The 24,183-nt window shown below is 67.1% G+C and carries 22 protein-coding genes; 10 read left to right on the top strand and 12 right to left on the bottom strand.

The window, feature by feature from the left end:
* The first annotated feature begins 11 nt into the window (after positions 1-11).
* Complete coding sequence (locus tag AC1DPF_RS12685; protein WP_477961696.1) at positions 12-677, top strand: glutathione S-transferase family protein; 666 nt, start codon at positions 12-14, stop codon at positions 675-677.
* 126 nt (positions 678-803) lie between these two features.
* Here AC1DPF_RS12685 and AC1DPF_RS12680 read toward each other — a convergent pair whose 3' ends face one another.
* The 4 genes from AC1DPF_RS12680 to plsY form a co-directional block, all read right to left on the bottom strand.
* The gene (locus tag AC1DPF_RS12680) at positions 804-1,457 is read right to left on the bottom strand and encodes a hypothetical protein (RefSeq protein WP_477961695.1); all 654 of its coding nucleotides are present in this window, start codon (positions 1,455-1,457) and stop codon (positions 804-806) included.
* A gap of 258 nt (positions 1,458-1,715) precedes the next feature.
* Positions 1,716-4,298, bottom strand: coding sequence for a type I DNA topoisomerase (gene topA, locus AC1DPF_RS12675; protein ID WP_477961693.1), 2,583 nt, complete (start codon positions 4,296-4,298; stop codon positions 1,716-1,718).
* Between the two features lie 91 nt (positions 4,299-4,389).
* Positions 4,390-5,481, bottom strand: a complete 1,092-nt coding sequence (gene dprA, locus AC1DPF_RS12670; protein WP_477961768.1) for a DNA-processing protein DprA — start codon at positions 5,479-5,481, stop codon at positions 4,390-4,392.
* Positions 5,482-5,512: 31 nt separating this feature from the next.
* Entirely contained in the window at positions 5,513-6,100 is a 588-nt protein-coding gene (plsY, locus tag AC1DPF_RS12665) for a glycerol-3-phosphate 1-O-acyltransferase PlsY (RefSeq protein WP_477872851.1), read from the bottom strand.
* Positions 6,101-6,284: 184 nt separating this feature from the next.
* Here plsY and murI point away from each other — a divergent pair, with 184 nt between their 5' ends.
* Complete coding sequence (murI, locus tag AC1DPF_RS12660) at positions 6,285-7,079, top strand: glutamate racemase (RefSeq protein WP_477961691.1); 795 nt, start codon at positions 6,285-6,287, stop codon at positions 7,077-7,079.
* Between the two features lie 112 nt (positions 7,080-7,191).
* Positions 7,192-8,406 carry a 5-aminolevulinate synthase gene (gene hemA, locus AC1DPF_RS12655; RefSeq protein ID WP_477872847.1) on the top strand — a complete coding sequence of 405 codons (1,215 nt, stop codon included), beginning with the start codon at positions 7,192-7,194 and terminating at the stop codon, positions 8,404-8,406.
* Between the two features lie 244 nt (positions 8,407-8,650).
* On the opposite strand, the gene AC1DPF_RS12650 is transcribed toward hemA, so the two are convergent.
* Complete coding sequence (locus AC1DPF_RS12650) at positions 8,651-10,201, bottom strand: methyl-accepting chemotaxis protein (protein WP_477961689.1); 1,551 nt, start codon at positions 10,199-10,201, stop codon at positions 8,651-8,653.
* Positions 10,198-10,470, bottom strand: coding sequence for a hypothetical protein (locus AC1DPF_RS12645; RefSeq protein WP_477961687.1), 273 nt, complete (start codon positions 10,468-10,470; stop codon positions 10,198-10,200). The genes AC1DPF_RS12650 and AC1DPF_RS12645 overlap by 4 nt, the downstream gene beginning before the upstream one ends.
* 295 nt (positions 10,471-10,765) lie before the next feature.
* Between AC1DPF_RS12645 and rimP the strand changes: the two genes are divergently transcribed.
* The 6 genes from rimP to rbfA all read left to right on the top strand — a co-directional run bounded on the left by rimP (position 10,766) and on the right by rbfA (position 17,090).
* Positions 10,766-11,350 (top strand): ribosome maturation protein RimP, encoded by a 585-nt coding sequence (rimP, locus tag AC1DPF_RS12640; protein WP_477872841.1) that lies wholly within the window; start codon positions 10,766-10,768, stop codon positions 11,348-11,350.
* Positions 11,351-11,357: 7 nt separating this feature from the next.
* Entirely contained in the window at positions 11,358-12,956 is a 1,599-nt protein-coding gene (gene nusA, locus AC1DPF_RS12635; protein WP_477872839.1) for a transcription termination factor NusA, read from the top strand.
* Between the two features lie 5 nt (positions 12,957-12,961).
* On the top strand, positions 12,962-13,192 hold the full coding sequence (locus AC1DPF_RS12630; protein ID WP_477872837.1) for a tautomerase family protein: 231 nt from the start codon (positions 12,962-12,964) through the stop codon (positions 13,190-13,192).
* On the top strand, positions 13,179-13,922 hold the full coding sequence (locus AC1DPF_RS12625) for a DUF448 domain-containing protein (protein WP_477961686.1): 744 nt from the start codon (positions 13,179-13,181) through the stop codon (positions 13,920-13,922). The genes AC1DPF_RS12630 and AC1DPF_RS12625 overlap by 14 nt, the downstream gene beginning before the upstream one ends.
* A 21-nt stretch (positions 13,923-13,943) precedes the next feature.
* On the top strand, positions 13,944-16,514 hold the full coding sequence (gene infB / locus AC1DPF_RS12620; protein ID WP_477872833.1) for a translation initiation factor IF-2: 2,571 nt from the start codon (positions 13,944-13,946) through the stop codon (positions 16,512-16,514).
* A 168-nt stretch (positions 16,515-16,682) separates the two neighbouring features.
* Positions 16,683-17,090, top strand: a complete 408-nt coding sequence (gene rbfA / locus AC1DPF_RS12615) for a 30S ribosome-binding factor RbfA (protein WP_477872831.1) — start codon at positions 16,683-16,685, stop codon at positions 17,088-17,090.
* Here rbfA and AC1DPF_RS12610 read toward each other — a convergent pair.
* Positions 17,087-17,806 (bottom strand): HPP family protein, encoded by a 720-nt coding sequence (locus AC1DPF_RS12610; protein WP_477961684.1) that lies wholly within the window; start codon positions 17,804-17,806, stop codon positions 17,087-17,089. The two genes, rbfA and AC1DPF_RS12610, sit on opposite strands and share 4 nt — an antisense overlap.
* Before the next feature lie 112 nt (positions 17,807-17,918).
* Here AC1DPF_RS12610 and AC1DPF_RS12605 point away from each other — a divergent pair, with 112 nt between their 5' ends.
* Complete coding sequence (locus tag AC1DPF_RS12605) at positions 17,919-18,515, top strand: thymidine kinase (RefSeq protein ID WP_477872827.1); 597 nt, start codon at positions 17,919-17,921, stop codon at positions 18,513-18,515.
* A gap of 55 nt (positions 18,516-18,570) precedes the next feature.
* On the opposite strand, the gene AC1DPF_RS12600 is transcribed toward AC1DPF_RS12605, so the two are convergent.
* The 5 genes from AC1DPF_RS12600 to truB form a co-directional block, all read right to left on the bottom strand.
* Positions 18,571-19,551 carry a sensor histidine kinase gene (locus AC1DPF_RS12600; protein WP_477872825.1) on the bottom strand — a complete coding sequence of 327 codons (981 nt, stop codon included), beginning with the start codon at positions 19,549-19,551 and terminating at the stop codon, positions 18,571-18,573.
* A 104-nt stretch (positions 19,552-19,655) separates the two neighbouring features.
* A complete protein-coding gene (locus AC1DPF_RS12595; RefSeq protein WP_477961682.1) occupies positions 19,656-20,153 on the bottom strand; it encodes a CcdC protein domain-containing protein in 498 nt (165 codons plus the stop codon).
* 118 nt (positions 20,154-20,271) lie between these two features.
* A complete protein-coding gene (gene pnp / locus AC1DPF_RS12590) occupies positions 20,272-22,620 on the bottom strand; it encodes a polyribonucleotide nucleotidyltransferase (protein WP_477961680.1) in 2,349 nt (782 codons plus the stop codon).
* Positions 22,621-22,821: 201 nt separating this feature from the next.
* Complete coding sequence (gene rpsO, locus AC1DPF_RS12585; RefSeq protein ID WP_477872819.1) at positions 22,822-23,091, bottom strand: 30S ribosomal protein S15; 270 nt, start codon at positions 23,089-23,091, stop codon at positions 22,822-22,824.
* Entirely contained in the window at positions 23,088-24,113 is a 1,026-nt protein-coding gene (gene truB / locus AC1DPF_RS12580) for a tRNA pseudouridine(55) synthase TruB (protein WP_477872929.1), read from the bottom strand. Before truB ends, rpsO begins: the two co-directional genes overlap by 4 nt.
* Between the last annotated feature and the right edge of the window lie 70 nt (positions 24,114-24,183).

Here is a 24,183-nt window from a genome sequence, read left to right as displayed (position 1 = left end):
TGGAGGCCATCATGACCCCCGTCATCACCGCCTTTTCCTGGGTGCCGCCCTTCGCCCGCGGCTTCGTGCGCGATATCCGCGCGCGCTGGGCGTTCGAGGAGGCCGGCCAGGCCTATGCCGTCGAGCTGGTCGACTTCGCTTATGTGAAAAGCCAGGCGCACCGCCATTTCCAGCCGTTCGGCCAGATCCCGACCTATCGCGACGCGACGACCGAGATCTTCGAATCCGGCGCCATCGTGCTGCACATCTGCGAGACGACGGGCGCGCTGGTGCCGTCCGATCCGGCGGCGCGCATCCGGGCGACGCAGTGGCTGATCGCGGCGCTCAATTCGGTCGAGCCCTGGGTGATGCAGCTGGCCGTGGTCGACATATTCGAGGCGGATCGCGACTGGTCCACGGCGCGCCGCCCCAAGGTGGTCGACGATCTCCACGCGCGGCTCAAGGATCTCGCCGACGCGCTCGGCGACAAGGAGGTGCTCGATGGCGGCGATTTCACCTATGGCGACCTGATGATGGTCTCGGTGCTCGGTGGCCTGCGCGGGACCGGCGTGCTCGACGATCACCCCAAACTCGCCGCCTATGTCGCGCGCGGCGAGGCGCGGCCGGCCCATGCGAAGGCGATGGCCGATCATCTCGCCAGCTTCGAGGATGCCGCGCAGGAGGTCCGCGGACACTAGGCTCCGACCTTCCCGGGGCTCACGGACGACAGGAGGTGTTCGCCGGCTGGCGCCGTGCCGTCACCTTCCAGCGGTACGGGAGACGCGGGAGACGCCGATACCCGGCGCCTCCCGACGTTTACGAGCTCAGCGGAGGCCAGCGTTGGCGTTGGCTTTCAGCTTGGCGCTTGCATCTGCCTCATAGCTGTGGCGCTTCGAACGGGCCGCCGTCCGCGTTGTTTCCCTGGCGGGCTTGGCCGTCGTCGTCGCCAGGCCCGAATGGGCATTGGCATGCGATCGCGCCGTAGCGTTGGCGTAGGCCTTACGGTTCAGGCGTGCGGTTGCGCGGGATTCGTCCAGCGCCTGGCTTTCGGTCGCGTTGGCCAGGCCGGCATTGGCATTGGCTTGCGCCTTGGCCTTGTCGCTCGCCTCATAGGCATGACGCTTCGAGCGGGCGCTATCGCGGTGATCGCTGTCATGACGATCCCTGTCGGTGCTGGCCGAAAAGCCCGCATTTTCGTCGGCGTGGCTGCGACCCGTCAACGACGCGCGGTCGTCGGACATCCGATCGGAGCGGGCGATGTCGCGGCGATCGAAGCCGCTGCCCAGCGAATGTTCGGCGCCGGCCGCGCCCCGGCCGTCGCTGCCGAAGCCGCCTCCCATGCCGGCGCCGAGGCCGCCGCCCATGCCGCCTACGCCCGCGCCGAGACCACCCCCATGGCCGCCACCGCGACCCTGCGCCGTGGCTGGCGCCGACATCGCCGCGATTGCGGCGACTGCGCACAAGATGATCTTCTTCATATCCATTCTCCTACAGAGTTTTGCCCTGTGGACCGACAAGTCTCCAGACGCCTGTAGGTTCCGGTAGCGGCACGAATGCCGCTGTCCGACGCCGGGGTTTTAGACTTTTGTCTAAATGATTCGCCGTGGTGGCGGCGCGGTATCCGTTCCGCATGACCCGCCGCAGCCTGGGGCGATGCCAAGCCAATGAGTACCGGGCCCGTGGCCATTCCGCGGGAAGCTGGCCAGCGAGGATGGCAGCGGCGATCGAATGGCGGACTAATCTTTTGTCGCTGCAGCTTTTTTCGGCGCCGGTTTCTTGGCCGGTGCCTTCTTCGCAGCGGTCTTCCTGGCGGCGGGGGTCTTCGCCGCGGCGGCCTTGCGCGCGGGCTTCTTGCCCTTGGCCGGCCCCTTCGCCGCCCGCGCCTCGAGCAGCTCGAGCGCGCCTTCGGGCGTCAGCGTGTCGGGATCGGCGGTCTTGGGCAGGGTCGCATTGGTGACGCCGTCGGTGACATAGGGGCCGAAGCGTCCGGCCATCAGCCTGACCTCCTTGCCGGTCACCGGGCTCTCGCCGAAGGTCTTGAGCGGCTCGGTGCCGCCGCGGCGCTGGCCGGCGCCGGCAGCCGCCTCGGCCAGCTTGACCACCGCGGCGTTCATGCCGGTCTCGAACACCTCGGCGGTCGAGCCCAGCCGGGCATATTTGCCGTCATGCGCCAGATAGGGGCCATAGCGGCCGATCGAGGCGGTGATCGGCTGGCCGCTTTCGGGGTGGGCACCGATGGTGCGCGGCAGCGACACCAGCCTGAGCGCCATGGCGAGGTCGAGATCGTCGCCCGGCACGTCCTTGGGGATCGAGCCGCGCTTGGCGTCCTTGCCCTCGCCAAGCTGGACATAGGCGCCGAAGCGGCCCGAGCGCTTCGAGACTTCGAGCCCGGTGTCCGGATCGGTGCCGAGCACCACCGGCCCCGCGTCCGCGCCTTCGTTGCCGCCGCCGGCCTGGGCGAAGCGGCGGGTATATTTGCATTCGGGATAGTTGGAGCAGGCGATGAACGCGCCGAACTTGCCGCCGCGCAGCGACAGGCTACCCTCGGCGCAGACCGGGCATAGCCGCGGATCGGTGCCGTCGCCCTTGTCGGGGAACAGATAGGGCGCGAGGAACTCGTCGAGCGCCTTGGTGACCTCCGACGGCTTCTGCTCCATCACCTCGGCGGTCTTGGGCTTGAAGTCCTTCCAGAAGGCTTCGAGCACCGCCTGCCAGCCGGCCCGCCCGCCCGACACGTCATCGAGGCTCTCCTCGAGCCCGGCGGTATAGTCATAGCTGACATAGCGTTCGAAGAAGCGTTCGAGGAAGCTCGTCACCAGCCGGCCGCTTTCGGCGGGGATGAAGCGGTTCTTCTCGACCGTGACATAGTCGCGGTCCTTGAGCGTCTGCAGGACCGAGGCATAGGTCGACGGGCGGCCGATTCCCAGCTCCTCCATCTTCTTGACGAGGCTCGCCTCCGAATAGCGCGGCGGCGGCTGGGTGAAATGCTGCTCGGCGGTGACCGCCTTCCTGGCCGGCGCATCGCCCTCGCGCATGCGCGGCAGGCGGCGGGACTCTTCGTCCCCCTCGTCGTCGCGGCCTTCCTCGTAGAGCGCGAGATAGCCGGGGAAGAGCACCACCTGGCCGGTCGCGCGCAGGCCGTGCTGGCCGGTGCCGTCGAGCAGATCGACGGTGGTGCGCTCCAGCCGCGCCGACGCCATCTGGCTGGCGAGCGCGCGCTTGAAGATCAGGTCGTAGAGCCGGGCGTGATCGCCGCCGCCGGCGCGATCCCTGGAGAAATCGGTCGGCCGGATCGCCTCATGCGCTTCCTGGGCGTTCTTGGCCTTGGCGACATATTGACGCGGCTTGTCCGGGACGTAGGACGCGTCGTAGCGCTTGGCGATGGCACCGCGCGCCTCGTTGATCGCGCCGCCGTCCATCTGGACGCCGTCGGTCCGCATATAGGTGATCGCGCCGTCCTCGTAGAGCGCCTGGGCGATCCGCATGGTGTGGCTGGCGGAAAAGCCGAGCTTGCGGGCGGCCTCCTGTTGCAGGGTCGAGGTGGTGAAGGGCGCCGGCGGATTGCGGGTGAGCGGCTTGGTCTCGACGCTGGCGACCGAGAAGCGGCCCGCCTCGACATCAGCCTTGGCGGCCTGGCCATCCGTGCCGTTGCCGATCGTCAGCCGCTCGATCTTCTGCCCCTTCCAGCGCACCAGCCGGGCGACGAAGGGGATACCGTCATGCTCCATGTCGGCGGCGACCGACCAATATTCCTGGGGCTTGAAGAGCTCGATCTCGCGCTCGCGGTCGACCACGAGGCGCAGCGCCACCGACTGGACGCGGCCGGCCGACTTGGCGCCGGGCAGCTTGCGCCATAGCACGGGCGACAGGGTGAAGCCGACCAGATAGTCGAGCGCGCGGCGGGCGCGATAGGCGTCGATCAGGTCCTCGTCGAGCGCGCGCGGATTGGCCATCGCCTCGAGCACCGCAGGCTTGGTGATCGCGTTGAAGGTGACGCGCTGGACATCCTTGGGCAGCGCCTTGCGCTTCCTGAGCACCTCCTGGACATGCCAGCTGATCGCCTCGCCCTCGCGATCCGGATCGGTCGCGAGGATCAGCGCGTCGGCGCTCTTGGCCTCGTCGGCGATCGCCTTGAGCTGCTTGGTCTTGTCGGCATAGGCTTCCCATTCCATCGCGAAGCCGTTGTCGGGATCGACCGAACCGTCCTTGGCCGGCAGATCGCGGACATGGCCATAGGAGGCGAGGACGCGGTGCCCCGGCCCCAGATATTTTTCGATGGTCTTCGCCTTGGCGGGGGATTCGACGACAACGAGCTTCATAGGCTTTCCGACAATCCTCTTACGCGCATGTACACGTACGAGGGTGAAGAGGGGTTGCGACCATCGTCAAGGGGCTGTTTCGCGCCGCCTGCTATCGAAGCAGGCTGACCCGCCCGCCGGCATGGCGCTCGATGCGGCCGGCGAGTTCGAGTTCGAGCAGCACCGTCTGGATCGTGCCGGCCGGGATGGCGGCCTGCCGGATGAGTTCGTCGACCGGCAGCGGCACCGGCCCGAGCAGATCGACGATCGCGCTGCGCGCATGATCGTCGGCATCGCCCGCCGCGGCCGTCGACGCCGGTTCGAAGCCAGCGGGGCTGCGCGCGAAAACTCCGCCGATCGGCGCCAGCGCCTCGGCGATGTCGGCGGCGGACTGGATCAGCGTCGCGCCCTCGCGGATCAGCAGGTTGCAGCCCTGGGCGCGCGGATCGAGCGGCGAGCCCGGCACCGCCATGACCTCGCGGCCGAATTCGGTGGCTAGCCGGGCGGTAATCAGCGACCCCGATTTGGGCGCGGCCTCGACCACCACCGTGCCCGCCGCCAGCCCGGCGATGATCCGGTTGCGATAGGGAAAATGCCGCGCCCTCGGCTCGACGCCCGGCGGCTGTTCGGCGATCAGCAGCCCCCGCTCGGCGATGTCGCGCTGGAGCGCATCATTCTCGGGTGGATAGACCACGTCGATGCCGCCCGCGATCACCGCCGCCGTCCCCGTCGCGATCGAACCGACATGCGCGGCGGTGTCGATGCCGCGCGCAAGTCCCGACACGACCAGCCAGCCCTGCTCGCCGAGATCATGCGCCAGCATCCGGGCGAAACGGACGGCGGCGCCACTGGCATTGCGGGCGCCGACGATGGCCACCGCGCGGCGCGCGAGCAGGGCGGGATCGCCCTTGACGATCAGCATCGGCGGCGCGGCCTCGATCTGGTCGAGCAGCACCGGATAGGCCGCGCTGCCGCGAAACAGGCTGCGCGCGCCAAGCCGATCGATCCGGTGCAGCTCGGCCTCGGCGGCCTGCATCGGCGGCACGGCCGGTACATGCCCACCACCCCGCCGGGCGAGATCGGGCAGCGCCGCCAGCGCCGCCTCGCCGCTGCCGAACCGGCGGAGCAGGTGGAGATAGGCGACGGGGCCGATGCGGGGCGTGCGGATCAGCCGCAGCCGGGCAAGGCGCTCCGCCGCGGTCAGGTCGGCTGCGGTCAGCTCGATCGCGTCCAGCTCAGCTCTCGCCGACCCTGGGTTCGGTTCCGGCCATCAGCCGCGCGATGTTGTCACGGTGCTTCCAGACGACGAGCAGCGCCATCGCGAGCATCACCAGCACCACGGCCGATCGGCCATCCACCGCGGCGGCGATCGGCGCGGCCGTGGCGCCGGCAATCCCGCCGACCGAGGAACGGCGGCTGATCGCCAGCATCGCGATCCACACCAGCGCGAAGGCGACACCGGCCGGCCACCACGCCGCGAGCGACACCCCGAGCATGGTCGCCACACCCTTGCCGCCTCGAAAATTGAGCCACAGCGGGAAAAGATGGCCGACGAACGCCGCCACGCCCGCCAGCAACGCAAGCTCCGGCTGCAGCTGGGCCGCGATCAGCACCGCAGCCGCGCCCTTGCCGCCATCGAGCAGCAGCGTCGCCGCCGCAAGCCCCTTGCGCCCCGTCCTGAGCACATTGGTCGCACCGATATTGCCGGAGCCGATCTGGCGCAGGTCGCCTGCACCGCCGAACCGCGTGAGCACGATCCCAAAGGGGATCGAGCCGAGCAGATAAGCGCCAAAAAGCACGAGGATTCCCGTGAGCGAAACCATGGATGAATGTTGCTCCCCTTAGCGCTGCCACAGCATAATCGATGCAATGTGCATGGCAACACACACAAGTGCACAGAAGGTTACGGGCACGACATGATAAAGGTTAAACCCCTGCACGCTTCGCCGCACCGGGAGAAGCGCATGGCGCTTCCACGACGCACGATCCGGCTCTATGGGGGGCGCGATGGCAGACGAACGCCCGATCCTGATGTTCGATTCCGGGGTGGGCGGCCTGTCCGTGCTGGCGCCGACGCGTGCGCTGCTGCCGCAATCCTCCTATGTCTACGTCGCCGACAATGGCGGCTTTCCCTATGGCATCCGCAGCGAGGCCGAGATCGCGGCCCGCGTGCCGGCGCTGCTCGGCCGGCTGGTCGAACGGCACCGGCCCCGCCTGGTCGTGATCGCCTGCAACACCGCCTCGACGATCGCGCTGGCCGCCGTGCGCGCCGCGCTGGACCTCCCGGTGGTCGGCACCGTGCCGGCGATCAAGCCGGCGGCGGAACGCTCGGCACGACGAGCGATCGGGGTGCTCGGTACCGATGCGACGGTTCGCCAGCCCTATGTCGATGATCTCTCCGCCCGCTTCGCGTCCGACTGCATCGTGCTGCGCCACGGCTCGGCGCGACTCGTCGAGCTGGCGGAGGCGAAGCTGCGCGGCGAGGCGACCGATCCGGCCGACTATGCCGCCGTGCTTCGCGGGCTGCTCGATCAGCCTGGCGGCGATCGGATCGACATGGTGGTGCTGGCCTGCACCCACTTCCCGCTGGTCGCCGAGGAGCTCGCGGCCGCGGCCCCGCGCCCCCTCGCTTTCATCGACGGCGGACCCGGAATCGCCCGGCGCGTGGCATTTCTGACAGACGGACAGCAATGGCCGGCCGCGGCACGGGGCGAGGCGGTGTTCACCGCGCCGCTGCACATAGGCGACACGCTGCGGGCCGGGCTGGCGGCGCGCGGCCTCGCTGACATATCGATTTTATAGCATATCTAGCATATAAGGTTGCGAGAGGTTCGCTCTGGCATTTGCGCGAACGACATCTTAAAAGGCGGGCGATTCAGCCCCTTGGTAGAGCGGGCGGCGGGGAGCAGGGCTCTTGGACTATAATCGCGTTTTTACCCAGGCCATCGACCGTCTCCATGCGGAAGGCCGATACCGGGTTTTCATCGATATCCTGCGCAACAAGGGGATGTTCCCCAATGCGCGCTGCTTCGCCGGCCATAACGGCCCGAAGCCGGTTACCGTCTGGTGCTCGAACGACTATCTCGCCATGGGCCAGCACCCCAAGGTGATCGAGGCGATGGAGGAAGCGCTCCACGACGTCGGCGCCGGCTCCGGTGGTACCCGCAACATCGGCGGCAACACCCATTATCATGTCGACCTCGAATATGAGCTTGCCGACCTGCACAGCAAGGAAGGCGCGCTGCTGTTCACCTCGGGCTATGTCTCGAACGAGGCGACGCTGTCGACGCTGACCAAGGTGCTGCCCGGCTGCATCATCTTCTCGGACGAACTGAACCACGCCTCGATGATCGCGGGCATCCGCAATTCGGGCTGCGAGAAGCGGGTGTTCCGCCACAATGATCTCGAGCATCTCGAAGAGCTGCTGGCTGCCGAAGACTCCGAAGTCCCCAAGCTCATCGCCTTCGAGAGCGTCTATTCGATGGACGGGGACGTCGCCCCCATCCACGCGATCTGCGACCTTGCCGACAAGTATAACGCGCTCACCTATCTCGACGAAGTCCATGCCGTCGGCATGTACGGCGCGCGCGGCGGCGGAATCTCGGATCGCGACGACGCCGCCAAGCGGCTGACCGTGATCGAGGGCACGCTGGGCAAGGCGTTCGGGGTGATGGGCGGCTATATCGCGGCCGACCGGATGATCATCGACGTGATCCGCTCCTATGCGCCCGGCTTCATCTTCACGACGTCGCTGGCGCCGGTGCTGGTCGCAGGGGCGCTCGCCAGCGTGCGCCACCTCAAACAGTCCTCGGCGGAACGCGATGGCCAGCAGGCTGCCGCCGCGACGCTCAAGAAGATGTTCGCCGACGCCGGCCTGCCGGTGATGGACACCGCCACCCATATCGTGCCGCTCATGGTCGGCGATCCGATCAAGGCCAAGAAGGTGTCGGACATCCTGCTCGCCGAATATGGCGTCTATGTGCAGCCGATCAATTACCCGACCGTGCCGCGCGGCACCGAACGCCTGCGCTTCACGCCCGGCCCGGCGCACAGCGAGGCGATGATGCGCGAACTGACCCAGGCGCTGGTCGAGATCTGGGATCGCATGGAGATGCGCTTAGCCGCCTGAGGGCGGCTGCGCTTTTTTTGTTTGGCCCTCAAACGCCGGGCGCGAGGCATCCGCCTCGCTTGGCTTCCTCGCAATAAGCTCGGGCGGCCTTTGGCCTTGCGGGACACTGACATGTCCCGACGCAGATCTCATCGTCGAACTCGAGAGGTTCGAAGAGGCAAGCGCGTGCAACGCGTCCGAGCGCTAGCGAGGAAGCCAAGCAGCACGGATGTGCTGCGCCCGGCGCCTGAGGGCCTAAGACAAACTACCCTCTCTTCAGCTGCTGCACGAAGGTTCGCGTCGCTGCCTCCAGGCCCAGGGCATGGGCAACGAGGTCGCCCGCCGCGCCGCGCACCTGACTCGATAGCCGACCGGCTTCGTTGGCGACCGCTGCGACGGCACCGATACGTTCAGCCATCTCGTCGGCGCCCTGTGCCGTATGCTTCGCATTATCCTCGAGCAGCTGCGTCGTTCGCCGCTGTTCGGCAAGCATCTTTCTAATTCCCGTGGCGGCATCGGCAAGCTGGTCGACGACCGACGAAACATCATTGAGCGATCCCTCGGCCACGCGGGCGCCGGCATGGACGCCATCGATCAGCACGGTGATCTCGGCGGTCGCGCGTGCCGTCTGCGATGCAAGGCTCTTCACCTCGGCGGCGACAACCGCAAAGCCCTGGCCGGCGGTGCCGGCCCGCGCGGCCTCGATCGTAGCGTTGAGCGCAAGGAGGTTGGTGTGCGAAGCGATCGACTTGATCCGACCGGCGAACTCGCCGATGTCGGTCGCGCGGTCCGCCAATGTGCGGACCGCCTCGTCCCCGGTAGCCGAATTATTTCGTGCGCGGGCACTCAGCTCGGCCTGCTCGTCGATGGTCGCCGCGATTCCTGTGATCGACTGCGACAGCTCGGCCACGCTGCTGGCCACCGCACGAGCCGCCTTGCTGGCACCATCGGCGCGCCTGGCGACCTCCGCGCTCTGGCGGCCGCTGTCACTGGCGAGGTCGTTCAAGGCGGTAGACGTCGATTCGAGCTGGGTCGCTGCGGCCCCCACCGAGGTGACGACGCGACGGACCGAGCTTTCGAACTGTCCGGCGAGATTGAGCATATCGGCGGATCGCGCCGCAGCCGCGGCACGCTCGCCTTCTTCACGACGGCTGCGTTCCGCTGCGGCCCGCCGATCCGCATCGGCGGCCATTGCCAGCGCGCGCTCGGCATCCGCCTGCGCCGTGCGAGCCTCGACCATGGCGGCCTCGGCTTCGGCCGCCAGCCGTTCGCTGTTCGCCCGTGCGATAGCCTGTGCGCCGAGCAATGCCTGGAGCCGCAGAGTCATCAAGGTCAGGACCTGAAATTCACCGACCAGTGCGAGCGCGTGGACCAGCACCCGGGCAGGGGTGGCGGTTCCTGCGAAGACCCATTGGGGCGCCAGATAATCGAGCAGAAGATGATGCAGCGCCACGAGGACCGTCGTCAGCAGCATCGGCCGCCAGTCGCACAGCAGCATCAGCGCAGCGAGCGAGACCAGGAAGAACAGATGCATGTCCATCTGCCAGACATGCCCCTTGAACGAATAGGTCAACATCGCCGGAAGCGCCGCGGCAAGCACGCCCATCATGAGCCGGGCCTGCAGATCGTGGCGGCGCGCCAGCGCCATCCTGACGGGTAGAATATTCAAGAGCGCGGCCAGGACGACGAGCGGCCAGCCTCCGTTCATTACGCCAAAGGCGACCCCGGCCGCCAGCGACACGCCAAACAGGCAGCCGGCGCAGGCCATCATCCTTATGCTGCGCATCCGGACCTGATCGAGTTCGGCCATCCTCATGCTGGCTGCCCTTCGCCTGCCAGGACACCGCAGGATATTTCCGGCGCCGCGATCGGCAGGATCCCCCGGCGCAGCAGCGCACCCCCCAGAAGATTTCGATCTCCCCGCACGATGAGCGATCCTTCGAATCGCCCGCGGCCGATCAACAGCGCGCCGCGCTCCACGGCCAAAGCCGCAACATGCGCCCGCGCATCGCGACTGAGCGGCACAAGCAGGATGGCCCCATGCGCCGGCGGCGCGAGGAGGACGAACGTGAAGCCGATCAGCAACAGGGCCAGCTGGACTATCAGCGGCATGCCGGCTTGCATGATGTAAGACAATCTGCGGATCATGCCCTGGCTGTGCCGTCAACATGGTTAGGATATCGCTAAGGCCCACGCCCCGAGCACCACGGCCGGGAAAAAAACGGACCAATGTCTAAACATGTCCGATGCGCGGATCGCATATTGCCCCCCGGCGCAGCTTCGCCTATAGCGCGGACAATTCTCGACATTGGAAACTTTGCCGGGCTCGGGGGCGGAAGCCTCCGAGGCAACAACTTCTGTGTATCGTACGGGAGCGTGAATGGCGGACATCGCCGCCCTGACCAGGTTGATCGAGCCCGAGTGCCAGGCACTCGGGCTGGCGCTCGTGCGCGTCGCGTTCTTCGGCGGGAAGAGCGATCCGACCTTGCAGGTGATGGCTGAGCGCCCCGACACGAGACAGCTCGACATCACCGACTGCGAGGCGCTGTCGCGCCGGATTTCGGATAAATTCGACGAGTTCGATCCGATCGAGGAAGCCTATCGGCTCGAAGTCAGCTCGCCGGGCATCGACCGGCCGCTGACCCGGGTCAGCGACTGGACCGACTGGGCGGGTTTCGACGTGCGCGTGAAGCTTGCGGAAGCGCTCGCCCCCGGATCGGGGTCCGGGGCAGGCGGTCGCAAGCAGTTCGACGGGCGCATCATCGCCAGCGATGGCGACTCGGTGACGCTCGGTGTAAATAAACTCGGTGAGGTAGCGGTCCCGCTGGCACAGATCGCCAGTGCGAAGCTGATCCTGACCGATGCTCTCATCAAGGCCACCGCGCCACTCTCGATCGAGGGTGTCGACACGGTGATCGAAGATGCGCCGCCCAGCGGCGCCCGCAAGACTCAAGTGGAAGGATAAGTCCGTCATGGCCACCGCCATCACTGCCAATCGCGCCGAACTGCTCGCCATCGCCGATGCCGTCGCCCGCGAAAAGCTGATCGATCGCGAGATCGTCATCGAGGCGATGGAGGATGCTATCCAGCGCGCCGCCCGCGCCCGCTATGGCGCCGAGAACGACATCCGCGCGAAGATCGACGGCAAGACCGGCGACATGCGGCTGTGGCGCGTCGTCGAGGTGGTCGAGGAGGTCGACGACTATTTCAAGCAGGTTTCGGTCGCCGAGGCGCAGAAGCTGCAGAAGGGCTCCGTGGTCGGAGACTATATCGTCGATCCGCTGCCTCCGATCGAGTTCGGCCGCATCGCCGCCCAGGCCGCCAAGCAGGTGATCTTCCAGAAGGTCCGCGACGCCGAACGCGAGCGCCAATATGACGAGTTCAAGGACCGCGCTGGTGAGATCATCACCGGCGTCGTCAAGCGCGTCGAGTTCGGCCATGTCGTCGTCGACCTGGGCCGCGCCGAGGGTGTCATCCGCCGCGACCAGCAGATTCCGCGCGAAGTCGTCCGCGTCGGTGATCGCGTCCGCAGCCTGATTCTCAACGTGCGCCGCGAGAATCGCGGGCCGCAGATCTTCCTGAGCCGCGCGCATCCAGACTTCATGAAGAAGCTGTTCGCGCAGGAAGTGCCGGAAATCTACGACGGCATCATCGAGATCAAGGCCGCCGCGCGCGATCCCGGCAGCCGCGCCAAGATCGGCGTGATCAGCCATGACAGCTCGATCGATCCGGTCGGCGCCTGCGTCGGCATGAAGGGCAGCCGCGTCCAGGCGGTTGTCCAGGAGATGCAGGGCGAGAAGATCGACATCATCCCCTGGTCGCCCGACACCGCGACCTTCGTCGTCAACGCGCTGCAGCCGGCCCAGGTCGCCCGCGTCGTCATCGACGAGGAAGAGGAGCGCATCGAAGTTGTGGTCCCCGACGACCAGCTCAGCCTCGCGATCGGCCGCCGCGGCCAGAATGTCCGCCTCGCCAGCCAGCTGACCGGCAAGGCCATCGACATCCTGACCGAAGCCGATGCCAGCGAGAAGCGCCAGAAGGAGTTCCTCCAGAACAGCGAGATGTTCCAGAACGAGCTCGACGTCGACGAGACGCTCGCGCAGCTGCTGGTGGCCGAGGGCTTCGGCGCGCTCGAAGAGGTCGCCTATGTCGATCTCGACGAGCTCGCTTCGATCGAAGGCTTCGACGACGAGCTCGGCGCCGAGCTGCAGAACCGCGCGCAGGAAGCGCTGGAGCGCCGCGAAAGCGCCGCCCGCGAGGAGCGCCGCGCGCTCGGCGTCGAGGACGCGCTGGCCGAACTGCCCTATCTGACCGAGGCGATGCTGGTCACGCTGGGCAAGGCCGGCATCAAGACGCTCGACGATCTCGCCGATCTCGCCACCGACGAGCTGATCCAGAAGAAGCGGGCCGAACAGCGCCGCCGGCCGAGCAGCGACAAGCCCGATCGCCCCGAGCGTGCGGAGCGCGAGGAGAACAAGGCGGGCGTGCTCGGCGAATATGGCCTGAGCGAGGATCAGGGCAACGAGATCATCATGGCCGCCCGCGCCCACTGGTTCGCCGACGAGGCCTGACACCCATGCCGTTCGTCGACATCCGGATCGCGGGCTCCGCCACGCGCGAACAGAAGGCCGCCATCGTCGCTGACGTGACGCGGTCGCTGGGCGCGCATCTCGGCAAGCCCGCGAGCGCGGTGCAGGTGAACATCACCGAGATTTCGACGGAGAATTATGGCTCGGGCGGGCTGCTGATCGCCGACCGTCCCGCCACCGCCACGCAGGAGGTCGCTCCCGCGAATGGCACACGATGACCATCAGGACGTTCCGCTAGCACCGGATCAGGACTCGGAGGATCGGCCTCCGCGGCCGGAAAAGCATGTTCCCGAACGCAAGTGCATCCTGACCGGGGAGCATGACGCGCGCGGCAAGCTGATCCGGCTGGCGATCGGGCCCGACGGCACCGTCATGCCCGATCTTCGCGCCAGAGCCGGCGGGCGCGGCGCATGGATCGGCGTCGACCGCGCAACGCTCGAGACCGCCATCGCCAAGGGCAAGCTCAAGGGCGCGCTCGCCCGCGCCTTCAAGGACGGCTCTTTCACCATTCCCGCCGACCTTCCCGAGCGGATCGAGGACGGCCTGCGCCGGGCTGCGCTCGACCGGCTCGGCCTGGAAGCGCGGGCGGGAGCACTGCTCACCGGGTCCGACCGGATCGGCGATGCCGCCCGGCGCGGCCAGCTGCATCTCCTGCTGCACGCCGCCGATGCCTCGGAGGACGGCAACCGCAAGCTGGACCAGGCGCTGCGGATGGGCCGGGACGCCGAAGGATCGGACCTTCGCGGGGTAGTAATCCCGGCCGAACGCACCATATTGTCGATGGCGTTAGGCCGGGACAATGTGGTACATATCGGGCTGACCGTGCCGGCATCTGCCGTGCGCGTGGCTGACGCTTTGAGCCGCTGGTGCGGCTTCATAGGACGTTCTGAGAGCGCTTCAGCCTTGCGGAGTCGATCCGCAGGGTCCATCGGCGCTACAAATTCGTGAAGTGAAGGGTTCGGTTACCAGATGAGTGATAACGACAAGCCGAAGCTGGGAATGCGCGCGCCACTGGGCCTCAAGCGCACGGTCGAGACGGGCCAGGTGAAGCAGAGCTTCAGCCACGGCCGTTCGAACACCGTGGTCGTCGAGGTCAAGCGCCGCCGCGTGCTCGGCGGACGCCCGGGCGAGGCCGAGCCCCAGGTGATCGATGAACCGACGCCTGCACCCGCCCCCGTCGCACAGGCCGCGCCTGCCCAGCCCGCGCCCGCGGCAGCAGCACCACGCCCTGCCCCCCAGCCCACGCAGATGCGCCCGATGACGCCGCTCGAGCGCCGTGAGCAGCAGGAGCGCCTGCTGCGCGAGGCCGACGAAGCACGCATGGCCGCGCTCGAGGAAGCGCGCCGTCGCGATGAGCGGCTGAAGATGGAAGCGAGCGAGGAAGAGAAGCGCCGCGCCGACGAAAAGCGCCGCGCCGAAGAGGAGGCCGAACGCGCTCCTGCCCAGCCGGCGGCGCCGCCCGCCGCCGCTCCCGAGCCCGAGGCGACTGCCGTCGCCGAGGCACCCGCGGTCGCCGAAGCCGCCGCCGCGCCGGAAGCGGAGAAGCGCAGCGACGGCGTACCGCCGCCGCGCCGGTTCACCCCCGTTGTCAGCCCGAAGCGTCCCGAGCCCAGCCGTCCGCTGCAGCGCGACCGCAAGGGCGACGATCGCCGCCAGTCGGGCAAGCTGACCGTCACCAAGGCGCTCGATGACGATAGCGGCGCCCGCGCCCGTTCGCTCGCGGCGCTCAAGCGCGCTCGTGAAAAGGATCGCCGCGCCCATCAGTCGGGCTCCGTGCAGCAGAAGCAGGTCCGCGACGTCGCAGTGCCGGAGACGATCACCGTCGGCGAGCTTGCCAACCGCATGGCCGAGCGCGGTGCCGACCTGGTCAAGTCGCTGTTCAAGATGGGCATGCCCGTCACCGTGAACCAGGCGATCGACCAGGACACCGCCGAGCTGCTGGTCACCGAGTTCGGCCACAACATCAAGCGCGTGTCCGACAGCGATGTCGATCTGGTCGCCTCCGACGATGTCGATCTGGACGAGACGCTGGTAACGCGTCCGCCGGTCGTGACGATCATGGGCCATGTCGACCATGGCAAGACCAGCCTGCTCGACGCGCTGCGCGGCACCGATGTCGCCAGCGGCGAAGCCGGCGGCATCACCCAGCATATCGGCGCCTATCAGGTGCAGGTGAAGAGCGGCGCCAAGATCACCTTCCTCGACACGCCGGGCCATGAAGCGTTCAGCGACATGCGCGCGCGCGGCGCCAACATTACCGACATCGTCGTGATCGTGGTCGCCGGCGACGACGGGCTGCGTCCGCAGACGATCGAGGCGATCAGCCACACGCGCGCGGCGGGCGTGCCGATGATCATCGCGATCAACAAGATGGATAAGCCGGGCTCGAACCCGCAGAAGGTGCGCGAGGCGCTGCTCCAGCACGACGTGCAGGTCGAGAGCATGGGCGGCGACGTCCAGGAGGTCGAGGTTTCGGCGCTCAAGAAAACCGGCCTCGACGAACTGATCGAGAAGATCGAGCTTCAGGCCGAACTGCTCGAGCTCAAGGCCAATCCCGATCGCGCCGCCGAAGGCAGCGTGGTCGAGGCGACGCTCGACAAGGGCCGTGGCGCGGTCGCCACCGTGCTCGTCAGCCGCGGCACGCTCAAGGTCGGCGACATCTTCGTCGTCGGCGCCCAGAGCGGCAAGGTTCGCGCGCTGATCGACGACAAGGGCCGCAACATCAAGGTGGCGGGTCCGTCGCTTCCGGTCGAGATCCTCGGCCTGACCGGCGTTCCCTCGGCCGGCGACCAGCTTTCGGTGGTCGAGAACGAAGCGCGTGCCCGCGAAGTCGCGGCCTACCGTGCCAGCGTGATCCAGCAGAAGCGGACCACCTCGGCCCCGGCCAGCCTCGAATCGATGTTCTCGGCGCTGCGCGAGCAGCAGGCGCAGCAATATCCGGTGGTGGTCAAGGCCGATGCCCAGGGCTCGGTCGAGGCGATCGTTGGCTCGCTCAACAAGATCTCGACCGATCTCATCCAGGTTCGCATCCTGCATTCGGGCGTCGGCGGCATCACCGAGAGCGACGTCAGCCTGGCCGCGGCCTCGAAGGCGCCGATCATCGGCTTCAACGTCCGCGCCAACGCCAAGGCGCGCGAGATCGCTACGCGGGACGGGGTCGCGCTCAAATATTATGACGTGATCTACGACCTGCTCGATGAGATCCGCGCCGCGATGGCGGGCCAGCTTGGTCCCGAATATCTCGAGCATGTCGTCGGCCGCGCCGAGATCCGCGAAGTGTTCTCGGCGGGCAAGCACGGCAAGGCCGCCGGCCTGCTCGTGGTCGATGGCTATATCCGCCAGAAGCTGCGTGCTCGCGTCCTGCGCGACGACGTCATCATCTACAACGGCCAGATCGCATCGCTGCGCCGGTTCAAGGACGACGTTCCCGAAGTTCGCGCCGGGCTCGAATGCGGTATCACGCTGGAATCGACGACCGACATCAAACCCGGCGACATCGTCGAGACGTTCGAAGTCGAGGAGCGCGAGCGCACGCTGTAACGCTTTCCCTCTCCCAGTTGGGGAGAGGGATACGAGACTTGGCGCGGGACGCGCCTAGTCGCAGTTGGGTGAGGGCACGACATTGCCGCAAGGCGTGCCCTCACCCCCTCCCATTGCTTCGCAATGGGCCCCTCCCTCTCCCCTAAGGGAGAAGGTCTTGGAGGCAGAATGCGCCGTAACGAAACCGCCGAAGGGAAGTCCGTCCGCCTGCTCCGCGTAGGCGAGCAGGTTCGCCATGCCCTTTCGGACGTCCTGATGCGCGGCGACGTGCATGACGAGACATTGGCGAGCCACATGGTCTCGGTGACCGAGGTGCGCATGTCGCCCGACCTCAAGCACGCCACGGCGTTCGTGAAGCCGCTCCTCGGCGCGGACGAGGAAGCCGTGATCAAGGCCCTCCGCACCAACACCGCCTATCTGCAGAGCGAGGTCGCCCGGCGGGTGAACACGAAATATGCCGCCAAGCTCAAATTCCTCGTCGATGAGAGCTTCGACGAGGGCAGTCACATCGACACGCTGCTGCGCAATCCCGCCATCGCGCGGGATCTGGGCAAGGACGACGGCGAAGAAAGCTAGCGCCCCCGGGCGCGCCGGGCGATTGCGTTATGCTCGGCGGCGCGGAGAAGTTCCTCGAGATCCTCCATCGCCACATCGAGGATGTCGGGATAGTCGGCGACCGCCTTGGCCAGATCCTCGCGCGAAAAATCCGCCGCGGCTGGCTCCGTAATCGGCTTGGCGATGTGCGGATAGCTATGGCCCGAGAAGCGATGAAAGCCCCACGCCATCGCCAGCAGCAGCACGGTATCGACGGCGACGGGCGCTATGACGAAGTCATAGCCGCTGGCCTGGATGGCGGGGCCGCCGAGCACGGCGGTAAGCGCGACCGCGCCGCCGGGCGGATGGAGGCAGCGCAGCAACGCCATCGCCACGATCGCGCAGCCCACGGCGAGGCCCGCCGCAACCATCGGGCCGGCGCCGATCCGGGCCACGCTGACGCCGACGATGGCGGAAACGACATTGCCCGCGATGACGGGCCAGGGTTGCGCCATCGGGCTGGCCGGCACAGCGAACAACAGCACCGCCGCAGCGCCGATCGGCGCGATCAGCAGCGGCATATGGGCGCCGACGCCGGTGAGGCTGCCGACCAGCAGGCCGGTGGCGATGATGCCGACCAGCGCGCCGATGCCGGAGATGATCCGATCGCGCATCGCCTTGTCCGCCGGCACCGCGATCGTCATTGCGTGGTAGCGCGACCAGCGGAAGCGGACGCGCGGCGCGTTTTCGGGAGGCATCTTCATCGCCGCCGCTATCGGGGAAGATAGCCGCCGCCGCCAGAAAGATGTGGTTGTCGCGCGGCAATATTGTAGCGTCGGACTCGGCGGATGTCGGGGGAACAGGCCAGCGATGGCGAAGCTCTATTTCTATTATGCGGCGATGAACGCGGGCAAGTCGACGACGCTGCTCCAGGCCGATTTCAACTATCGCGAGCGCGGCATGCGGACGCTGCTGTTCACCGCGGCGTTCGACGACCGATTCGAGCCCGGCAAGATCACCTCGCGCATCGGGCTGGCGTCGCATGCCACGGCGATCGACTCCGACACCGACCTGTTCGAGGAAGTCGCGATCGAACTGGCCGAGACGGCGGTGCATTGCGTGCTGGTCGACGAGGCACAGTGGCTGACCCGCGCGCAGGTGTTCCAGCTCGCGGCGGTGTGCGACGAACTCGATATTCCCGTGCTGGCTTATGGCCTGCGCACGGACTTCCAGGCCCAGCTGTTCCCGGGCAGCGCGGCATTGCTGGCGATTGCCGACAATCTGATCGAGTTGAAGGCGATCTGCGCCTGCGGCCGCAAGGCGACGATGAACCTGCGCGTCGACGATGAAGGCTTCGCGGTCAAGGAGGGCGCTCAGATCGAAGTCGGCGGCAACGAGCGCTATGTCGCGCTGTGCCGGCGCCACTACACCGAACAGATGGGATGGCGGCGCGGGGCGCATATCTGAAGCCGCCTGCTTGCGCGGCGGGTCGCCCGAGAACAGCGTCTGCCAGGCTCGCGCGTCAGGGGATGCGCAGCACCGCGGTGGTGCCAGCACCGCCGGCCAGTCGGAAAGTACCGCCCAGCTGGCGGGCCAGCATCTGCGCGAGCTTCAGGCCGAGGCTGTCCGACGTCGCCAGATCGAAATCCGCCGGCAAGCCGGCGCCGTCATCGCTCACGCTGATCTCGACCATAGCGTCCACCCGTCGCACGGCGATCAGGATATGGCCGCCCTCTCCCTTCGCAAATCCATGCTCGATCGCGTTGGTGATGGCTTCAGCGATGATCAGCGCCATCGGCACCGCCGCATCCGCCGCCAGGTCGACGTCCTCCATCGCCTCCACGCGATAGTCGATGCCAGGCCGGCCGCTGGCATCGATCAGGTCGATGATCAACTGCTCGAGAAAGGCCGCAAGGCGGAGTTGCTCCCCATGCGGGCTATGGAGTTGGCGATGGATACGGCCGATCAGCGCGAGCCGCCGCGCCGCCTCGTCGAGCGCCAGCCGCGCCGCCGCATCGGACACGCCGCGCATCTGCAGGGACAATAATCCGCTGATGACCTGCAGGTTGTTCGATACCCGGTGCTGGAGCTCGCGAAACAGCAATTCGCTGCGCTCGGCGAGCCGGCGGCTGCGCTCGCGCTCTTCGGCTAGCCTTTCATTGATGCGCTGCAACCAATGAATCAGCCCGATGTTGATCGCTGCCACGCCCGTGTAGAAGGCCAGCGCGAATGCCGCCGCGCCCGACCATTTCACCGAAAAGGAGGGTGGGATGAAACAATACCAGGCGGCGATGCCGCTCACCACGCCCGCCACGATCCCGGCACGGATACCGAACAGGAAGGTCGACAGGATGACCGCCGGGAAGAAGCTGACAAAGGGATAGCCGCTGGGCATGAACGGCGTTGCCAGCCATCTCACCAGGAAGGACAGCAGGCAGATCGCAAGCGTGCATGCATATACCGGCAAAACCCGGTCGCGACCGAGCGGAAGACGTTCCAACATCTTTACGCCTGAACTCGCCAACCTGTTCCCCCGAATGGCCCGGCCAGATTTTCGCTGCTCTGCACAACGTCACATACCCATAAGCGAAGCATCATGGCCATGGGTTAACGGGGTCGTAACAATCCCCGCGCGCGCAAATATAGTTCGACGCGGTAGGCGCTGAGCACGCCGGCGGCGAAGGCGATGGTGATGCTGCTCACCAGCATGGCGCCGAGATGCCAGTGCGCGTCGCTGGCCTCCACCACCGACCGCAGGCCCCAGCGCAGCAGCATCAGCAGGCCGAGAAACACCAGCGCGCCGCGCGAGCTGCGCTGGTTGAGCAGGCCCGTCCCGGGATCGACGGCGATCTCCACCAGCCGCCCGCGCTGCCAGCCGATCGCGCTCCCCAGGATGAGCGCGGTGCCTATCCACAGCCAGCCCCAGCCCGAAGGCGGGAACTGCACGATCACCGCGCCGGCGAACAGGAGGAAGATGGTGGGGATGATCCACAGCGTCGACAGCCGCAGGCGCTGCGACCTGCCCATGCGCCGGAAGCGGATGAACAGCGCCGCCGCAACGATCGGCGCGGCGATGGCATAGGCGGCGAGCTCGGAGGACTGCACGGCGGCACTGTAGCTGATGCAAGCGGCCGGCCCACAACGAAAAAAGGGGGAGCCGCGCGGGCTCCCCCTCTCTCCTGTTCGGATCCTCCCGCGCCGGGCGTGGGAGGATCGAGCGGTATCAGTCGTCGTCGCGGGTCAGGAACGCCGGCGCGAAATCGGGCGCGGGGCCGTCATCATTGCCGCCTTCGCTGCGCTCGCGACGCGGGCCACGATCGCCACGGCCTTCGCCGCGGGGACCACGATCGCCGCCTTCGCGACGGGGACCACGGTCGCCATCGCGGCGCGGACCACGGTCGCCGCCGTCGCGGCGCGGGCCGCGATCACCACGGTCGCCACGCGGACGCTCCTCACGGGGCGGACGCGTGTCGGGCAGTTCCTCGCCGGTTTCCTGATCGACGACGCGCATCGACAGGCGAACCTTGCCGCGCTGGTCGATCTCAAGCACCTTGACCTTGACTTCCTGGCCTTCGGTCAGCGCGTCGGCAACCTTCTCGACCCGCTCGTTCTTGATCTCCGAGACGTGGACGAGACCGTCCTTGCCGCCCATGAAGTTCACGAACGCTCCGAAATCGACGAGATTGACGACCTTGCCGACATAGACCTTGCCCACTTCCGGCTCGGCGACGATGCCGATGATCCAGTTGCGCGCGGCTTCGATCTGCGCGGGATCGGACGACGAGATCTTGACGGTGCCGTCATCGTCGATGTCGACCTTCGCGCCGGTGGTGGCGACGATCTCGCGGATGATCTTGCCGCCGGTGCCGATGATGTCGCGGATCTTGTCCTTGGGCACCGACATCGATTCGATCCGCGGCGCGTGCGCCGACAGTTCGGTCCGGGTCGAGTCGAGCGCCTTGGCCATCTCGCCCAGGATATGAGCGCGGCCTTCGCTGGCCTGAGCCAGCGCGACCTTCATGATCTCCTCGGTGATACCGGCAATCTTGATGTCCATCTGAAGGCTGGTGATGCCCTCCGACGTACCCGCAACCTTGAAGTCCATGTCGCCGAGGTGATCCTCGTCACCGAGGATGTCGCTGATCACCGCGAAGTTCTTGCCTTCGAGGATCAGGCCCATCGCGATGCCCGACACCGGACGCTTGATCGGCACGCCGGCATCCATCAGCGCGAGCGAACCGCCGCACACCGTGGCCATCGACGAGGAGCCGTTCGACTCGGTGATGTCCGAGGTCAGGCGGATCGTGTAGGGAAACTCCTCCTTGGTCGGCAGCACCGCGTGCAGCGCACGCCATGCCAGCTTACCATGACCGACTTCACGGCGGCCCGGCGCGCCGAAGCGGCCGACTTCACCGACCGAATAGGGCGGGAAGTTATAGTGCAGCATGAAATGCTCGTAGCGCAGGCCGGTCAGGCCATCGATCATCTGCTCCGATTCCTTGGTGCCCAAGGTGCAGGTGGAGATGCTCTGCGTCTCGCCGCGGGTGAACAGCGCCGAACCATGCGCGCGGGGCAGGAAATGCGCCTCGGCGAGGATCGGGCGGACCGTCTTGGTGTCGCGGCCGTCGATGCGGCGGCCATCCTTGAGGATGGCGGTGCGGACGATTTCGGCCTCGAGCTTCTTGACGAGCTTGCTGGCGGCCATCTGGTCCTGCGGCGTGGCATCGGCGAAAGCCGCCTTCGCCTTGGCGCGCGCCTCGTTCAGCGCGGCCGAACGCGCGGACTTGTTGGTCAGCTTGTAGGCGGCTTCGATATCCTTGCCGACCAGCTTCTTGAGCTTGGTCTTGGCGGCGGACAGATCGGCCTGCGGGGCCATTTCCCACGGATCCTTGGCGGCCTTCTCGGCGAGCTTGATGATCGCGCCGATCACGTCCTGGCAGGCGCGATGCGCGAACATCACGGCGCCGAGCATGACCTCTTCCGAAAGCTCCTTGGCTTCGGATTCGACCATCATCACAGCGTCCTGGGTGCCGGCCACGACGAGCTCGAGCTCGCCCGCCGCAACCTGCTCGTCGGTCGGGTTGAGGATATATTCGCCGTCCTGATAGCCGACGCGCGCGCCGCCGATCGGCCCCATGAAGGGCACGCCCGAGATCGTCAGAGCGGCCGATGCGGCGATCATCGCCAGGATATCGGGCTCGTTCTGGCCGTCATAGCTCAGCACCTGGGCGATGACGTTGATCTCGTTGTAGAAGCCCTCGGGGAAGAGCGGGCGGATCGGGCGGTCGATCAGGCGGGAGACCAGCGTCTCCTTTTCGGTCGCGCCGCGCTCGCGCTTGAAGAAGCCGCCGGGGATGCGACCCGACGAGAAATACTTCTCCTGATAATGGACGGTCAGCGGGAAGAAGTCCTGCCCTTCCTTGACGCTGCGCGCCGCCGTGACGGCGCAGAGGACGACGGTCTCGCCGAGGGTCGCGAGCACCGCGCCGTCAGCCTGGCGGGCAACGCGGCCCGTTTCCAGCGTGAGCGTCTGACCGCCCCACTGGATTTCAACTTTCTTGGTATCGAACATCTGATTTCCTTGTCTCCGGACGCCCTATGCGGCCGGGGCCTATGCGGATGGCTGGGCATCGTCGCCGTTTGCCATCGCGTGGTGCAGGCCGTCCTTCGGCCTGCCGTGGCGGGAGCTTGTGCCCGCCCTCCTGCCCGGTACCGAATTGCACCAGGCCGGAAATGACGAACGGCCCCGCGATGCGGGGCCGTCCTGAAACTCTTACTTGCGCAGGCCGAGCTTTGCGATCAGCGCGGCGTAGCGGCTTGCGTCTTCCTTCTTGAGATAATCGAGAAGGCTGCGACGCTTGTTGACCAGCATCAGCAGACCGCGGCGCGAATGGTTGTCCTTCGCGTGGATCTTGAAATGCTCGGTCAGGTTGGTGATGCGCTCGGTCAGGATCGCGATCTGGACTTCGGGGCTGCCGGTGTCGCCATCGGAACGGGCGTTGTCGGCAATGATCGCGGTCTTGCGCTCGGCGGTAACAGTCATGCATCTTCCTTCGACATCAGGTTGAAACCGCGCACCACCCGGATCTCCTGATCCTCTGCTTCGACCAATGCGACAGGCACATCGCCTTCGAGCGCAAGGTTGAGGCCGGTGGGTGCGGCGATCCCGATCAACCGGCGCCCCTCGCGGAGTGCCCTTGCCTGATCGGGGGTGACGGAGAGAGCCGGGATGTCGTCCAGCCCTGCCGTCATCGGCAAAAGTGCCTTTTCAAGCCGGTGCGCCTTAGCGAATTCGTCCAGCTTGTCCAGTGAAATCGCGGCATCCAGCGTGAACGGCCCGGCCTTGGTGCGGCGAAGCATGGTGACATGGCCGACGGTGCCGAGCGCCTGGGCGATGTCGCGGGCGAGGCTGCGAATGTAAGTGCCCTTCGAGACACGGGCGGAGAGGGTGACCTCGTCGAGGCGGCCGCCGCTCGAACTTTCTTCCACGTCGGTCCCCATCGTCATCCCAGCGGAGGCTGGGATCTCGGCAGAGGTTCGCGACTCCGGATCCGTCCCAGCCGCATGAGATCCCAGCCTTCGCTGGGATGACGGTGGCTCGATGGCGAGCGCATGGACCGTCACCGCCCGGCGCTTGATCTCGAAGCTCTCCCCCGCCCGCGCCCGGTCATAGGCGCGCTCGCCGTCGATCTTGAGCGCGGAATAAGCGGGCGGCACCTGCTCGATCGCGCCGGTGAAGCGCATCAGCACCGCCTCGACCTGCGCCAGCGTCGGGCGCACGTCGGACGTAGCGACCGCCTTCCCCTCCGCATCGAGCGTGTCGGTCTCCGTCCCGAAGCCGATGGTGAAGTCATAGGCCTTGTCGGCATCGAGCATCCGGCCCGACAGCTTGGTCGCCTCGCCGATCGCCACCGGCAACACCCCCGAAGCGAGCGGATCGAGCGTCCCGCCATGGCCGACCTTATATTTGCCATAGCCGCCCGTCCGGAGCGCCCGCTTGACCGCCGACACCATCTGGGTGGAGCCGGGGCCGAGCGGTTTGTCGATGATGATCCAGCCATGCATGGCGCGCGCCTCTACTCTCCCCGCGCCATGGCTGTCGAGCGCGGGCATGGCGGGCTTACGCTCGGGGCGG

The organism is Rhizorhabdus sp. P4_G6 (assembly GCF_056401045.1).
This window is presented reverse-complemented; position numbering and strand designations above follow the sequence as displayed.

Coding starts and splice junctions, on each gene's coding strand:
- AC1DPF_RS12685 (WP_477961696.1), top strand. CDS start 12: ATGACCCCCGTCATCACCGCCTTTTCCTGGGTGCCGCCCTTCGCCCGC.
- AC1DPF_RS12680 (WP_477961695.1), bottom strand. CDS start 1,457: ATGAAGAAGATCATCTTGTGCGCAGTCGCCGCAATCGCGGCGATGTCG.
- topA (WP_477961693.1), bottom strand. CDS start 4,298: ATGAAGCTCGTTGTCGTCGAATCCCCCGCCAAGGCGAAGACCATCGAA.
- plsY (WP_477872851.1), bottom strand. CDS start 6,100: ATGGTTTCGCTCACGGGAATCCTCGTGCTTTTTGGCGCTTATCTGCTC.
- murI (WP_477961691.1), top strand. CDS start 6,285: ATGGCAGACGAACGCCCGATCCTGATGTTCGATTCCGGGGTGGGCGGC.
- AC1DPF_RS12650 (WP_477961689.1), bottom strand. CDS start 10,201: ATGAGGATGGCCGAACTCGATCAGGTCCGGATGCGCAGCATAAGGATG.
- rimP (WP_477872841.1), top strand. CDS start 10,766: ATGGCGGACATCGCCGCCCTGACCAGGTTGATCGAGCCCGAGTGCCAG.
- nusA (WP_477872839.1), top strand. CDS start 11,358: ATGGCCACCGCCATCACTGCCAATCGCGCCGAACTGCTCGCCATCGCC.
- AC1DPF_RS12630 (WP_477872837.1), top strand. CDS start 12,962: ATGCCGTTCGTCGACATCCGGATCGCGGGCTCCGCCACGCGCGAACAG.
- AC1DPF_RS12625 (WP_477961686.1), top strand. CDS start 13,179: ATGGCACACGATGACCATCAGGACGTTCCGCTAGCACCGGATCAGGAC.
- infB (WP_477872833.1), top strand. CDS start 13,944: ATGAGTGATAACGACAAGCCGAAGCTGGGAATGCGCGCGCCACTGGGC.
- rbfA (WP_477872831.1), top strand. CDS start 16,683: ATGCGCCGTAACGAAACCGCCGAAGGGAAGTCCGTCCGCCTGCTCCGC.
- AC1DPF_RS12610 (WP_477961684.1), bottom strand. CDS start 17,806: ATGCCTCCCGAAAACGCGCCGCGCGTCCGCTTCCGCTGGTCGCGCTAC.
- AC1DPF_RS12605 (WP_477872827.1), top strand. CDS start 17,919: ATGGCGAAGCTCTATTTCTATTATGCGGCGATGAACGCGGGCAAGTCG.
- AC1DPF_RS12600 (WP_477872825.1), bottom strand. CDS start 19,551: ATGTTGGAACGTCTTCCGCTCGGTCGCGACCGGGTTTTGCCGGTATAT.
- pnp (WP_477961680.1), bottom strand. CDS start 22,620: ATGTTCGATACCAAGAAAGTTGAAATCCAGTGGGGCGGTCAGACGCTC.
- rpsO (WP_477872819.1), bottom strand. CDS start 23,091: ATGACTGTTACCGCCGAGCGCAAGACCGCGATCATTGCCGACAACGCC.
- truB (WP_477872929.1), bottom strand. CDS start 24,113: ATGCATGGCTGGATCATCATCGACAAACCGCTCGGCCCCGGCTCCACC.